General features: G+C 59.7%; 14 protein-coding genes and 1 other RNA gene. 11 read left to right on the top strand and 4 right to left on the bottom strand.

Going from position 1 to position 13,894, the window contains the following annotated elements; translation table 11 throughout:
• Nucleotides 1–717 precede the first annotated feature (717 nt).
• The 8 genes from Q8O29_RS19715 to htpX all read left to right on the top strand — a co-directional run bounded on the left by Q8O29_RS19715 (nt 718) and on the right by htpX (nt 7,702).
• Nucleotides 718–1,617 (top strand): transporter substrate-binding domain-containing protein, encoded by a 900-nt coding sequence (locus Q8O29_RS19715; protein ID WP_305565904.1) that lies wholly within the window; start codon nt 718–720, stop codon nt 1,615–1,617.
• 157 nt (nt 1,618–1,774) lie between these two features.
• Nucleotides 1,775–2,497 (top strand): amino acid ABC transporter permease, encoded by a 723-nt coding sequence (locus Q8O29_RS19710; RefSeq protein ID WP_305565903.1) that lies wholly within the window; start codon nt 1,775–1,777, stop codon nt 2,495–2,497.
• A 1-nt stretch (nt 2,498) separates the two neighbouring features.
• On the top strand, nt 2,499–3,185 hold the full coding sequence (locus tag Q8O29_RS19705; protein WP_305565902.1) for an amino acid ABC transporter permease: 687 nt from the start codon (nt 2,499–2,501) through the stop codon (nt 3,183–3,185).
• Between the two features lie 54 nt (nt 3,186–3,239).
• Nucleotides 3,240–3,977, top strand: coding sequence for an amino acid ABC transporter ATP-binding protein (locus Q8O29_RS19700; RefSeq protein WP_305565907.1), 738 nt, complete (start codon nt 3,240–3,242; stop codon nt 3,975–3,977).
• A gap of 174 nt (nt 3,978–4,151) precedes the next feature.
• A complete protein-coding gene (gene pyrC, locus Q8O29_RS19695; protein WP_305565901.1) occupies nt 4,152–5,180 on the top strand; it encodes a dihydroorotase in 1,029 nt (342 codons plus the stop codon).
• Nucleotides 5,177–5,986 carry an NYN domain-containing protein gene (locus Q8O29_RS19690; RefSeq protein ID WP_305565906.1) on the top strand — a complete coding sequence of 270 codons (810 nt, stop codon included), beginning with the start codon at nt 5,177–5,179 and terminating at the stop codon, nt 5,984–5,986. Before pyrC ends, Q8O29_RS19690 begins: the two co-directional genes overlap by 4 nt.
• Complete coding sequence (locus Q8O29_RS19685) at nt 5,973–6,734, top strand: DUF3025 domain-containing protein (RefSeq protein ID WP_305565900.1); 762 nt, start codon at nt 5,973–5,975, stop codon at nt 6,732–6,734. The genes Q8O29_RS19690 and Q8O29_RS19685 overlap by 14 nt, the downstream gene beginning before the upstream one ends.
• Nucleotides 6,735–6,817: 83 nt before the next feature.
• A complete protein-coding gene (gene htpX / locus Q8O29_RS19680) occupies nt 6,818–7,702 on the top strand; it encodes a protease HtpX (protein WP_305565899.1) in 885 nt (294 codons plus the stop codon).
• 47 nt (nt 7,703–7,749) lie between these two features.
• Here htpX and Q8O29_RS19675 read toward each other — a convergent pair whose 3' ends face one another.
• The 3 genes from Q8O29_RS19675 to Q8O29_RS19665 are packed head-to-tail and all read right to left on the bottom strand — an operon-like array spanning nt 7,750 to nt 10,719.
• Nucleotides 7,750–8,436: a ProQ/FINO family protein gene (locus Q8O29_RS19675; protein ID WP_305565897.1), complete on the bottom strand. Its 687-nt coding sequence runs from the start codon at nt 8,434–8,436 to the stop codon at nt 7,750–7,752.
• Nucleotides 8,437–8,467: 31 nt separating this feature from the next.
• The gene (locus Q8O29_RS19670) at nt 8,468–9,088 is read right to left on the bottom strand and encodes a flavin reductase family protein (RefSeq protein WP_305565895.1); all 621 of its coding nucleotides are present in this window, start codon (nt 9,086–9,088) and stop codon (nt 8,468–8,470) included.
• Nucleotides 9,085–10,719, bottom strand: coding sequence for an NAD(P)/FAD-dependent oxidoreductase (locus Q8O29_RS19665; protein WP_305565894.1), 1,635 nt, complete (start codon nt 10,717–10,719; stop codon nt 9,085–9,087). Before Q8O29_RS19665 ends, Q8O29_RS19670 begins: the two co-directional genes overlap by 4 nt.
• A 118-nt stretch (nt 10,720–10,837) precedes the next feature.
• On the opposite strand from Q8O29_RS19665, the gene rnpB reads away from it, so the two are divergent.
• The 3 genes from rnpB to Q8O29_RS19650 all read left to right on the top strand — a co-directional run bounded on the left by rnpB (nt 10,838) and on the right by Q8O29_RS19650 (nt 11,934).
• An RNA gene (rnpB, locus tag Q8O29_RS19660) (RNase P RNA component class A) lies at nt 10,838–11,165 on the top strand.
• Between the two features lie 44 nt (nt 11,166–11,209).
• Nucleotides 11,210–11,515, top strand: a complete 306-nt coding sequence (locus tag Q8O29_RS19655; RefSeq protein ID WP_305565893.1) for an antitoxin — start codon at nt 11,210–11,212, stop codon at nt 11,513–11,515.
• 14 nt (nt 11,516–11,529) lie between these two features.
• Nucleotides 11,530–11,934 carry a type II toxin-antitoxin system VapC family toxin gene (locus Q8O29_RS19650; protein ID WP_305565892.1) on the top strand — a complete coding sequence of 135 codons (405 nt, stop codon included), beginning with the start codon at nt 11,530–11,532 and terminating at the stop codon, nt 11,932–11,934.
• A gap of 107 nt (nt 11,935–12,041) precedes the next feature.
• Here the strand turns inward: Q8O29_RS19650 and Q8O29_RS19645 are convergent, their stop codons facing one another.
• Nucleotides 12,042–13,694 carry an MBL fold metallo-hydrolase gene (locus Q8O29_RS19645; protein ID WP_305565891.1) on the bottom strand — a complete coding sequence of 551 codons (1,653 nt, stop codon included), beginning with the start codon at nt 13,692–13,694 and terminating at the stop codon, nt 12,042–12,044.
• Nucleotides 13,695–13,894 lie beyond the last annotated feature (200 nt).

Below are 13,894 nucleotides of genomic sequence, written 5' to 3'. Positions count from 1 at the left end.
CGGTCAGCATGCCCGAGTCCCTCGGACAAATGAGAGATGTAACGATTGAACTCCTTGGCTGCGTCCATAAAGCCTCCGGTCAGAATTGATGCTATTGAAATAATAGCATATTTTATGACACAGTAAGACTAGGAGCCTGTCGGACTTGGGAATCGTCGGCTGCAAATCGACCGCAGCGGTCCATTTTTCACCGTCTTTTTGTCCCATAGCTGGGCTATGGGCCTGCAAATCCGGCAAAAACTGTCCTCGCTGGGGCCGATTTTCGCTCTCGACGCCTTCTGCCGCCCAGACTCCTAGGTGGCAACCCTTAGTGGTTATAAATTAAACGCATGAAGCTGCGTCTTATCAGCATTGGCTTTTCGGCGGCCGCAAATTTACAGTCCGGGACGTTCTGCGATGCAGAGAGGGTGACTTTCTGACGAGGCCTGCCAAAGGCTTCTGAAGGGTTGGCACAAAGCCTGCTTAGCTTGACAACACTGTTTTGCCGATTTGAACGCTGGCACTAACTTTTGGATTGCTTTTTGCTGGATCTGCTTTTTGCCTTCATGCGTTGCGGCTTTACCCGCATGCTGTCGGCGATGGGTTCATCCAGCGCGTTCTTGGACATACCCGTCCATCGGCTGGCGCGTTGAGGGCTGGGGTAAACCTTGGGCATTGGCCCATGACCGGCTCCTTAGAATGGCGTCATCAACAATTTCATCAACTGAAGGAAATTTCATGAAACTCAAACTCGCCGCATTGGCAATTGCCGTTCTGACCACCTCCGGCGTTTTTGCCCAGGCCACCGACACCCTGGCCAAAGTCAAGGCTTCCGGCGTGATCACCATGGGTGTTCGCGACTCGTCGGGCGCGCTGTCTTACACCCTGGGTGACGGCAAGTACACCGGCTACCACGTCGAAGTCTGCAACCGCATCATCGCCAACGTTGAAAAAGCCGTTGGTCGCAAGGTGGAAGTCAAATACCAGTCGGTGACCTCACAAAACCGCATCCCCCTGGTGCAGAACGGCACGGTGGACATCGAGTGCGGCTCCACCACCAACAACGCCACCCGTCAGAAAGACGTGGCTTTCCTGCCGACTACCTTCGTTGAAGAAGTGCGCATCGCGGTGAAGGCCAACTCCGGCATCACCGGCATTGCCCAGCTCAACGGCAAAAACGTGGCAACCACCACCGGTACCACCTCGGTGCAGACCCTGCGTAAAAACGAGCGCGCCACCGGCGTTGACTTCAAGGAAGTGTTTGGCAAGGACCACTCTGACAGCTTTTTGCTGCTGGAGTCCGGCCGGGCGGATGCCTTTGTGATGGACGGCTCGATTCTCGCCGGCAACATCGCCACTGCCAAAAACCCTGCGGATTTCAAAATCGTCGGCGAAGTCCTGAGCGTGGAGCCGATTGCGATCATGATCCGCAAGGATGACCCGGCCTTCAAAAAATTGGGCGCTGACACAGTGGCTGACATGATCAAGTCGGGCGACATGGCCAAATTGTGGGACAAGTGGTTCATGCAGCCGATTCCTCCAAAGAACACCCGCGTTGGGCTGGCCGTCAGCGAGAGCACCAAAGCCGCCTGGGCCACCCCGAATGACAAACCCATGGAAGACTACGCCAAGAAGTAAGTCCGGAGCGAGCCAAGGAAGCGCCGCAGGGGACTTGTTCAGCGCTTCCCTAAAAAACAAACCCCGTCGGTACAGCTCTGACGGGGTTTGTTGTTGTTAGCGGCCTGGGATTGAGGGGCAGGCGACAGGATTAAAAAATCTCATGGCGGGAGTCAACATGAATTGGGATTGGCGGGTTTTTCTTAACGACGACGGCAGTGGGCGCACTTATCTGGAGTGGATGTTTGACGCCTGGGGCTGGACCCTGGCCGTCGCGGGGGCGTCGTGGGTGGTGGCGATGGTGGTGGGAGTGTTGTTCGGTACGCTGCGCACGCTGCCCAACAGCCCGTGGTTGGTACGCCTGGCCAACGCCTGGGTAGAGCTGTTCCGCAACATCCCCTTGCTGGTGCAAATTTTCATCTGGTACTTTGTGGTGCCCAAGATATTTCCGGCCCTGAAAGAGTTGCCAAGTTTTGTGCTGGTGGTGTTTGCACTCGGGTTTTTCACCTCGGCGCGTATTGCCGAGCAGGTCAGGGCCGGCGTGCAGGCGCTGCCCCGGGGCCAGCGTTATGCCGGCATGGCCATGGGCTTTACCACCGCGCAGACCTACCGCTACGTGATCCTGCCCATGGCTTTCCGGATCATTGTTCCGCCGCTGACCAGCGAATCCATGAATCTGCTTAAAAATTCATCCGTCGCTTTTGCCGTGTCAATTGCCGAGCTGACCATGTTTGCCATGCAGGCCCAGGAAGAAACCTCACGCGGCATCGAGATTTATCTGGCTGTCACAGCGGCCTACGCGGTGTCAGCGTTTGCTGTGAACCGGGTGTTCGCTTTCATTGAAAAGAAAGTCCAGATACCGGGCTACACCATGGCCGGTGCGCCAGGCGGGGGGCATTGATATGTTGGGCTTGGACATGAGTTTTTTGAACTGGGAGATCATCTCCAAGTTCGTGATCAAGGGTTTCTGGTTCAGCATCCAGCTCACCATCATTGCCACCATTGGCGGCATTATTTTGGGTACTGTCCTGGCGCTGATGCGTTTGTCAGGTAAAAAATGGCTGGCAACGCCTGCCACCATTTATGTCAACGGCATGCGTTCGGTACCGCTGGTGATGGTGATTTTGTGGTTTTTCCTGCTGGTACCGGCGGCCTTTTACGCGCTGATACCCGGTGGTGCAAACAACCGGGCTGAAATTTCAGCCATCATCACTTTTGTGGCGTTTGAAGCTGCGTATTTCAGTGAAATCATGCGGGCGGGTATTCAGTCCATCTCGCGCGGACAAGTCAATGCCGGGCGGGCACTGGGCATGACTTATTCGCAGAATATGAAGCTGATTGTGCTACCGCAGGCGTTTCGCAACATGGTGCCGATCTTGCTCACGCAAACCATCATTTTGTTTCAAGACACCTCGCTGGTTTATGCGATTGGTGCGTACGACTTGCTCAAGGGGTTTACCACGGCGGGCAAAATTTACGGACGTACCGAAGAAGCCTATTTGCTGGCGGCCGTGGTGTATTTTGTGATGTGCTTTGGCTTGTCTTACCTGGTCAAGCGTTTGCAAACCAGGATTGCAATCATTCGATAAGCGTGTGAGCCAAACAGTCAAGATGTAACAAAAAATTTTGGAAAAAAAATGCCAATGATTGAATTGAAGGAAGTGTCGAAGTGGTACGGCACCGTGCAGGTATTGAACAACTGCACCACCAGCATTAACAGGGGCGAAGTGGTGGTGGTCTGCGGGCCGTCCGGCTCGGGCAAATCAACACTGATCAAGGTCATCAATGCGCTGGAGCCCTTCCAGAAAGGCGAGATTTTTGTTGACGGCCAAGCCGTGCACGACCCCAAAACCGATCTGCCCAAGCTGCGCTCGCGCGTTGGTATGGTGTTCCAGAACTTCGAGCTGTTCCCGCACTTGAGCGTCACTGAAAACCTGACGCTGGCGCAGGTCAAGGTGCTGGGCCGCAGCCAGGACGAGGCCAAAACGCATGGCCTCAAATACCTCGACCGCGTGGGCCTGATGCTGCACAAGGACAAGTTTCCCGGCCAGTTGTCGGGGGGTCAGCAGCAGCGGGTGGCAATTGCCAGGGCGCTCAGCATGGACCCGATTGCCATGCTGTTCGACGAACCGACTTCTGCGCTGGATCCGGAGATGGTGGGCGAGGTGCTGGACTGCATGATGGGTCTGGCCAACGATGGCATGACCATGATGGTGGTCACGCACGAGATGGGGTTTGCCAAAAAAGTCGGCAGCCGGGTCATCTTCATGGACGTGGGCGGCAAAATCCTGGAGGACTGCTCCAAGGACGAGTTCTTTCTGCACCCGGAGAACCGGCAGGCAAGGACCAAGGATTTCCTCAACAAGATCCTGGCGCACTGAGCTGGCGCTACTGCGCGGGCGCACTGCGTCGTTGCAGCCCAAGGAAAATCCTCACGACCGTCTAGGTCGCTCCGGTTTCCCTCGGGCGCCCGCGCCTCGCATTGCATCCCGCTCGCTACGCGCTGGAGATGCCGGTTCAGGGACGAGGCAACCGAGATTTGGGACAATGGCGCCATGACCCATATAACGATCACCCGCCCCGACGACTGGCACCTGCATGTGCGCGACGGTGACGCCCTGCACACCGTGGTGCCGCACACGGCAGCGCAGTTTGGCCGCGCCATCATCATGCCCAACCTGCGGCCACCGGTGACGACTGCCGCGCAGGCGGTTGCCTACCGCGAACGTATCCAGGCTGCCGTGCCGGCGGGTATGGCTTTCGAGCCGCTGATGACGCTGTACCTGACGGATAACCTGCCGCCCGACGAAATTAAACGCGCAAAAAATGCCGGCGTGGTCGCGCTCAAGCTTTACCCGGCAGGCGCCACCACCAACAGTGACGCCGGTGTGACCGACCTGCGCAAGACCTATAAAACCCTGGAAGCGATGCAGCGCGAAGGGCTGCTGCTGCTGGTGCATGGCGAGGTCACCTCACCCGACATCGACCTGTTTGATCGCGAGGCGGTGTTCATCGACACGCAACTGATTCCGCTGCGCCGCGACTTCCCGGAATTGAAAATTGTGTTCGAGCACATCACGACGAAGGAGGCCGCGCATTATGTGCGCGACGCCGACCGTTTCACCGGCGCTACTGTCACCGCGCATCATCTGCTGTACAACCGCAACGCAATTTTCACGGGCGGTATCCGTCCGCATTACTACTGCCTGCCGGTGCTCAAGCGCGAGACACACCGGCTGGCGCTGGTTGAAGCGGCCACCGGCGGGAATCCGCAGTTTTTTCTCGGCACCGACAGTGCGCCACATCCGGCGCATCTGAAAGAACACGCTTCTGGCTGCGCTGGCTGTTATACCGCGCATGCGGCGATGGAGCTGTACGCCGAAGCCTTTGATACCGCCGGCGCGCTCGATACATTGGAAGCCTTTGCCAGCTTCAACGGCGCCGACTTTTACGGCCTGCCGCGCAACACCGGAACCATTACCCTGAAGAAAGAAAGCTGGATGCCGCCCGAAAGTTTTACCTTTGGCGAGGCTGAATTGAAGCCCCTGCGGTCGGGCGAAACACTGCCTTGGAGATTGATATGACGATAACAAGACAGGATGGGTACAAAATCGCGCTGCTTATCGACGCCGACAATGCGCCGGCGACCAAAATTGAAGCGATTTTGAGCGAGCTTTCCACCATCGGGATGACCCATGTGCGGCGCGCTTATGGCAACTGGACGAAGGACGGGCTTAAAGGCTGGGAGAATAAATTGCATGAACACGCAATAAGACCCATCCAACAGTTCGACTTGATCAAGGGAAAGAATGCGACAGATATTGCCATGACCGTGGATGCCTTGGAGTTGCTGTACATCGATAAACCTGATGCGTTTGCGCTGGTCTCTTCAGATTGCGATTTCACACCACTGGTGATGCATCTGCGCTCCAAAGGCGCCGAGGTGTTTGGTTTTGGTAATCAAAACACTCCGAAGCCATTTTCAAACGCATGTTCACTTTTTCTTTATGTTGAAAAACTTGGGGAGGATGCAGAAACCGAGTCTGATACAGGTTCAAAGCCCGTGAGTCATTTACGCGCTTCTGCCGCCGAGCTGAAACAAAATACGGCCCTCATCTTGCTGCTGCGCAATGCCATCAAGGCCGATGCGGGCGAGGATGGCTGGGCCCGTGTCAGCGAGGTTGGACACCAAATTCGGAATCAGTCGTCCGATCATTTCCGCAACTACGGCTATTCCAGCTGGACAAAACTGTTCAAGGTCATTGATCTGTTCGAGTTGCAGAACGAAGGATCCAACAACGTTTCTGTTCGCGACAAGCGTTTGAACAAGCCATTGAAAAGCGCAAGTTCTGGCAAAGAGGTCGCTGTCTCAAATAATGGCCCAGCCTGACTGGCTGCAGCAGTGGTTTGAGCCCTGGCGCGAGAGCGGGCAGCGCGTCGCGCAAACCATCTCGGACGGGGCACGGATGCATGAGGCGCTGAACCAGGCGCTGACGGGCCCGGCGCGTTTTGTCCCGCACTCCGCCTTGCCACCTGGCACGGCCTACGAGCAGTTCATTTTTGAAACAGGAACCGTTCCCACGCGCGACAACCTGCACGACTTTTTTAATGGCCTGTGCTGGCTGCGCTTCCCTGCAACCAAGGCAAAACTCAACGAGCTGCAAGCTGCGGAGATCGCTGCATCCGGCGTGGCACCCTTGCGCGGGCCGGTGCGCGATGCGCTGACGGTGTTTGACGAAAACGCGGCCTTGCTTTCGGCGCCCGAGCCGCTGTGGGATGCGCTGCTGGCCAGGGACTGGCGCAGGCTGTTCGTCGACCTGCGTCCGCTGTGGCAGCAGGCGCAGCTGGTGTTGTTTGGCCACGCGCTGCTTGAAAAGCTGGTTGACCCACGAAAAGTGATCACAGCCCATGTGTACCGGGCGCAACCAGCTATGAATTCAATAGCAGAGTTAGACGCCTGGGTAGCGCAGGATCTGAACGCAGAGAAATTGGCCGGCAAACCTTTTGCGCCGCTGCCGGTGCTGGGCGTGCCGGGCTGGTGGCCGGAAAACGAGAACTTTTCCTTTTATGATGACTCCCTTGTATTCAGGCCTCGCCTGCCGCTGCAAGAATTCAGAACAACAGAAAACAGCGGCTGAGCTGCCGGCGCAACTTGATATGGGTCGGCAAGACCTCATATCCGACGCAAGGCGGATTTTTTTACCGACCCCACGGAGAACCCATGAAACGTATTTTGCTGTTTGTAATGACCAACCTTGCCGTTGTGGTGGTGCTGGGCATCGTCGCCAGCCTGCTGGGCGTCAACCGCTACCTGACGCCGCAAGGCCTGAACCTGGGCATGCTGCTCGGTTTTGCCGCTGTCATCGGTTTCGGCGGCGCCATCATCTCGCTGCTGATCAGCAAGCCCGTCGCCAAGTGGAGCTCGGGTGTGCGCATCATCAACGAGCCGCAAAATGCCGACGAGGCCTGGATTGTGGAAACCGTGCGCAAGCTGGCGACCACCGCCGGCATCGGCATGCCTGAAGTCGGCATTTTCGAGGGCGCGCCCAATGCCTTTGCCACCGGCGCTTTCAAAAACTCGGCGCTGGTCGCGGTCTCTACCGGCCTGCTGCAAGGCATGACACGCGAAGAGATCGAGGCCGTGCTGGGCCACGAAATTGCCCACGTTGCCAATGGCGACATGGTCACCATGACGCTGATCCAGGGCGTGATGAACACTTTTGTGGTGTTTCTCAGCCGCGTCATTGGTTATGCAGTGGACAGCTTCTTGCGCCGTGGCAGTGGCAGCAACTCCGGCCCCGGCATCGGGTATTGGGTGACCACTATCGTGCTGGACATCGTGCTCGGTTTTGCAGCGGCCATCGTGGTGGCCTGGTTCTCGCGCCACCGCGAGTTCCGTGCCGACGCCGGCGCTGCCCAGCTGATGGGCCGCAAGCAGCCGATGATCAATGCGCTGGCCCGCCTGGGCGGCATGGTGCCCGGCCAGTTGCCCAAGGCCGTCGAAGCCATGGGCATCACCGGCAGCATGGGCAAGCTGTTTGCGACGCATCCGCCGATTGAAGAGCGTATTGCCGCCCTGCAGAACGCCCAGCCCGGCCAGGTCTGACCCAGCCGGGTCACCGATAAAAAGCCGCTGCAGCCGCAGCGGCTTTTTTATGGCGTGACGCCAGCTTTGGCGGCCTGTGCGGCGCGCACGCGCGCCAGCGTTGCTGTCACCTCGGCCGGGTTCATGCCGTACATGTCGGCAAACTCGGCTTCGGTGCGACCGCTGGCCTCGAAGGCGCGCAACAGGGCCTCGCGTTTGGCGGCCCGCACGGCAAGCTCGGCCAGCGCGTCATCGACCAGCGCGTTTGTCGCTTCGTCCTGTACGCGCACCAGTGCGGCATAGTCTTCGCGGCTCAGACTTGAGGCCTCGATGGCCTGGATCAGCCGAAACTGCAGGTGCGGTCGCAGATCCTCGCGCGAGCGCGACTGGCGCCGGCGAAAAATTTCCAGGATGGCGTGGTGCACATGTTCGGGCGCAACCGGCTCGACCGGCTTGCCCTCAAGGTCGTGGCGCGCCAGGCCGGCGGCCACGCTTTCGAGGTAAGGCGTGGAGCGCGCATGTTGGCCCATGGCGATTTTGAGTTCGTCTTTTTTGAAGTCCTCGGGATGGCGCGCCAGCAATTCCTGGAACACGCCCAGCTTGAGCGGCAGGAACTTCGCGCCGAACAGCTTGGGGTAAAGCTCAAACAGGCGCTCAAGCACCGGGCTGGCCTGGCGCTGGCGTGGCGCGCGTGCCAGCGGGGGTTTGCCGCTGCGTGCTGGCTGATCGGTCGTGGCGGGAGAGGTGTCGGTCATGGGCTTCAGTTCAGGGGAAAGGAGGTTGGGTTCAGCGCGGCCTGAACATCTTGAACAGATTGTCGGGGGTAACGGAGAAGTAGTCGGCCGGGCCGCCACCGCGCAGGATGGGCTGGGCCGCAGCGGTGTCGTAAATGCCGTTTTTGAGCAGATGCCGCGCGATGTGAACGCCCACCACCTCGCCGAGCACCAGCCAGGTCGGCACCGGCACGCCGTCCACACCCTGCAACTGCAGCACCTGGGTCAGGCGGCACTCGAACGACACCGGGCTTTCGGCCACACGCGGAACAGCGATGCGGCGCGAGGCCACCGGTGTCAGGCCGGTCAGTTCAAACTCGTTGACCTCGGGCGGCACCGCAGCGCACGACAGGTTCATCTGCTCGGCAAGCGGGCGTGTTGCCAGGTTCCAGCCGAACTCGCGCGTCTGCTCAATGTTGTGCAGGCTGTCCTTGGCGCCTATGCTGGCGAATCCGATGATGGGCGGCGTGTAGTTGAAGGCGTTGAAAAAGCTGTAGGGCGCGAGGTTCAGCCGGCCTTGCGCATCCTGCGACGAGATCCAGCCGATGGGCCGCGGACCGACGATGGCGTTGAAAGGGTCGTGCGGCAGGCCATGGCCACTGGCCGGCTCGTAATAGTGGATGTCCTCGTTCATGCGCTGCCTTTTTTGCCTGTCATGCTGAGCGCCACCGCCTCGGCAACCTCGATGCCGTCCACGCCGGCCGACAGGATGCCGCCGGCGTAACTCGCGCCTTCGCCGGCCGGGTAAAGGCCCTTGACATTGACACTTTGAAAATCGTCGCCGCGCGTGATGCGCAGCGGCGAGGAGGTGCGGGTCTCGACACCGGTCAGCACGGCGTCGGCCATATCAAACCCTTTGATCTTCTTGCCGAACACCGGCAGCGCTTCACGCATGGCAGTGATCGCATAGGCTGGCAGGGCGCTGGCCAGATCCGTCATCAACACGCCAGGTTTGTACGACGGTTCCACACTGCCGAGCTGTGTGGAAGGCCGGCCAGCCACAAAATCACCGACCAGCTGGCCAGGCGCGTGGTAGTTGCTGCCGCCCAGCGTGAAGGCATGGGACTCCAGCGTGCGCTGGAAGGCGATGCCGGCCAGCGGCCCGCCCGGGTAGTCGGCGGGTGTGATGCCCACCACGATGCCGGCGTTGGCATTGCGCTCGTTGCGCGAGTACTGGCTCATGCCGTTGGTCACGACCCGGCCTTCTTCAGAAGTGGCAGCAACCACGGCGCCGCCCGGGCACATGCAGAAGCTGTACACCGAGCGCCCATTGGCCGCATGGTGCACCAGCTTGTAGTCGGCAGCCCCCAGCAGCGGGTGGCCGGCGTGTTGCCCCAGCCGCGCGCGGTCTATGAGGCCCTGCGGGTGCTCGATGCGAAAGCCGACCGAAAAAGGTTTGGCCTCCATGAACACGCCACGCTCGTGCAGCATGGCAAAGGTGTCGCGTGCGCTGTGGCCGGGCGCCAGCACCACATGGTCGGCGCGCAACTCGTAACTGCTGTCATCTAGCAGGTTCTGCACGGTGAGGCCCCTGAGCTGGCCGTTCTCTATCAGCACGTCGCTCAGGCGCTGCTCAAAACGTATCTCGCCGCCCATGGCGATGATCTGCTCGCGCATGTTCTCCACCACCTTGACCAGCTTGAAGGTGCCAATGTGTGGTTTGCTGACCAGCAGAATTTCGTCAGGCGCGCCGGCCTTGACAAACTCCGTCATCACCTTGCGGCCCAGAAAGCGTGGGTCCTTGATCTGGCTCCAGAGCTTGCCGTCCGAAAAAGTGCCGGCACCGCCTTCGCCAAACTGCACATTCGACTCGGGGTTCAGCACACCCTTGCGCCACAGGCCCCAGGTGTCTTTGGTGCGCTCACGCACCGGCTTGCCGCGCTCCAGCACGATGGGGTTCAAACCCATTTGCGCCAGCAGCAGCGCTGCAAAAATACCGCAGGGGCCGAAGCCGACCACCACCGGGCGCAGCGCCGGCGCCTGGCTGGCGTGGGCGACCAGGTGGTAGCTTTGATCGGGTGCCGGGCGGATGTGAGGCTGCCCTTCAAACTGCTTGAGGAGTTTCGCCTCCAGTTCGGCGCTGGCGAATTCGACATCTGCGATGTAGACGAGCAGCAATTTTTGCTTGCGTGCGTCGTAGCTGCGTTTGTAGATGCTGTGCTGCAACAGCTCCGTGGGCGCGATGCCAAGCGTTTTGGCAATCAGCGCGGGCAGGGCGTCTTCAGGGTGGTCAAGCGGGAGCTTGAGTTCGGTCAGGCGGATCATGGGGCTCTCTGGATCTGTTTTTCGGATCTGTGAGTATTTTAAGCCCCTGACCCATACCGGGTGTGCACAAGCAGCTATCAAATCAATAGCGACCGAATTGCCGGGATAATGCAGGTGTGAAGCACGCCAGACTGCCGCTGGTGCAAGGGTGGAAACACCGCACTGGAGGAAGGTCCGGACTGCAAAGGGCGGCGTAGCAGCTAACAGCTGTCCACCGTGAGGTGAGGATCAGAGCTACAGAGACGAGCCGGTTAAGTCCGGGTGAAACGAGCAATCTCTACGCGCAGCAATACCAAGTAGGCACACGTTGACGGGGCCCCCGGAGTGTGCGGGTAGGTAGCACCGAGCCGTTTGGCGACAAACGGCCCAGATTAATGGCAGTCACGGGGCGGCAACCGCAAGGAAACCGCCCCGCACAAAATCCGGCCTATCGGCGGGCTTCACACTTTTTTGCTGGTATGTATATACTGTACTTACATCGGAGATACACATGCGCACAGCCCTCAAATCCACCGTCTTGCCCACCCGCATTTTCAAGAGCGGCAACTCGCTGTCTGTGCGCATCCCAAAGGAGATGGTGCCAGCTGAAGTGCCTGAAGATGCTGAAATCAAATACAGCGGCGGCGTTTGGACGATCAGGCCTATCTATAAGCGCAAGTTGACCGGGTTGGCGGAGAAGTTTGGCGCGTTCTCGCCTGGGTTGATGAGTCATGGGCGTGAGCCGCAAGACCAAGACGACTATGACTGGGATCTGGCTGGGTTGCCCAAGCAAGACAAACCAGTGCATAAGGTCTAGTTGCTGTGCGCTACATGCTGGACACCAATATCTGCATCTACTTGCTCAAAGGGCAGCCGCAAAGTGTGCTCAAGCGCCTGGCGCAGCAGGATTTTGGCGATGTGGTCATGTCTTGTTTGTCGCTGGCGGAACTGCGGCGCGGTATTGGGCGGCAATCGGGAGATACGCAAAAGGCAGACGAAGCCGCATTGCAGCTTTTGCTTCGAGACGTCATGGCGCTCGACTTTGATGCAAGTGCGGCCCATGCGTTCGGTGTACTGGGCTCAAGCTTCACGCTAAAACGCGGCAAAGCCATTGACAACCTGATTGCGGCGCACGCCATCAGTCAGCGCGCAACTTTGGTGACCAACAACGAAAAAGACTTCAAAGGCTACCCAGGCTTGCTGGTTGAAAACTGGGTGGATTCAGCGGGTATTTGATCTTTTCCAGTTACACGACAGTGAATTGGACTGCTCTCACCCTCGCCCTTTGGGAGAGGGCTGGGGTGAGGGATTGAGCGTTCCGATTGCCATGGGTTTTGAAACGCTCAATAACTGGTCGGGTCAAACGTCTGGATTCTCTCCACATGCGCCAGCAGCGAACGTTTGGCCACCGGCCAGATGCGCGGGTCCACATCGTCGTAGGCAAGTTTGACCCAGTCGTCCATGCTTCCTTCAGGCTGCGCCTGCATCACGCCGATGATTTTGGCCTCGCGCTTGAGGCGGTGCGCCTTGAGCTGGGCAATCGCGGTTTTCGCTTCGCCGATCACGTAGCCGTGGGCCGGCGCGATGAAGGTTATGCCGTGTTCATCACACGCGGCGCTCAGGCTGTCCAGCGACTCCAGGTAGGCGTTCATGTTGCCGTCGGGCGGGTCCACCACCGTGGTGCTGCCGTTGAGGATGTGGTCGCCGCTGAACAGAATGCCGTCTTCCACCAGCACCAGGCACAGGTGGTTGGCGGCGTGGCCGGGGGTGTGAATCACCTTCAAGGTATGGATCATTTCGGCCTCTGGCCCTTGTCCCACAAGCGTAAGCAGCTCCTGATTTGATAGCGACCGGTCCGGGATGAACTGGCTGGCGGCGCGTGCGGTGGGTGCCGACGGCAGGCCCAGGATGGGCGGTGGCAGCTTGCACATCGCCTGTAGCGGTTTGGCGCCGGGCGAGTGGTCGGGGTGTGAGTGGGTGCACACAATCATGCGGATGTTGCCACCCGCCGCGCGCCACAGCCGCCGCAGGTGGTCCGTGTCCGCCGGGCCGGGATCGATGGCGATGTAGCCGGTGTGCGGGTCGCCGACCAGGTAGCTGTTGGTGCCGGGGCCGGTCATTACGCCGGGATTCGGCGCGGTCAGGCGCATGACGTTTTTCAGCAGGGCCACGGGCTGCGCCGTCTGCCAGTCCAGCGCATGCACCATCTGGCCGTCGGGGCTGGTCAGCGCGAGTTCGCCATAAGGCGCTTCGTGCTCCATGTAGCGCGCCTCGGCGCCTTCAAGAAAGCCGGCACGCGGGCACGATGTCCACAGTGGCTGTTCTGACTCGGCGCAGGCTTGCAGCACGGCATCCACGGTTTTGAAATGCTGCAAACGCTGCAGTGTGCGTATGGTCGGGAAGATGATGAAAAAGCCGCCGGCCTCATGGCGCGCCAGCGCATCGGCCGGCCGCACCCAGCAGGGTTCAAACTGCTCGGCTTCGTCGGCCACCGGCTCCTGGCCCTCGGGCATGCGCGCCACCAGAAAAGGCACATCAAAGCGGCGCGGCAAGTCGCGGTCGGTGACCCAGTGCGCCAGCACAAACACCTGGTCGCCGACCAGCACCAGGCCTTTGTCGCGGCATTGCGCGGCAAACGGCGCCTTGCGATCAAGCGCAGCGATGTCTGCGGTGGTGGCATGGCTGCCGTCGGCATGGCGGGCCAGCAACACACCCAGCTCTTCAAAACTTTCGCGGATGGCGGCAATTGCCTGGGTCAGGTGCAAATCGCTTTGTGTGGGCCGGCGGGTGGACTGTGCATGGGCGGCTGCATCGGCGGCATCAATGCCGCCGCCGGGAAAAACATAGGCACCCGGCGCAAAACTGGCGGTCGTGGAGCGCCGTGTCATCAGGATTTCAATACCGCCGGGGCTGTCACGCAGCAAAAGCACGGTGGCGGCGGGGCGGGTGGGCGCGGGTTCGCGCTGCGGATAAAGAAGTTGGGAGGGTCTGACCATGGGGCCGATTTTGCGTGAAACACAGCGCGGCTGCTGTGTCGAATGCAGATTGGTAGCATGCTAATCTTACTGTGTCATAAGTTTAGTCTCGGACTTATCCAATGGCAATGCGGGCAATGACCCAGGGCGCTTGCGAGTGCGACGCTCAGCAGCAGGCGCAGCGTTGTGATCGAGCTTGGCACGTGACGCTGCGCGCGCTG

Origin of the sequence: Polaromonas sp. (assembly GCF_030689685.1) — a bacterium.
In the GTDB taxonomy this organism is placed as follows: Bacteria; Pseudomonadota; Gammaproteobacteria; order Burkholderiales; family Burkholderiaceae_C; genus Polaromonas.
The sequence above is the reverse complement of the archived record's forward strand: the minus strand, read 5'-3'. Positions and strand labels throughout refer to the sequence as shown.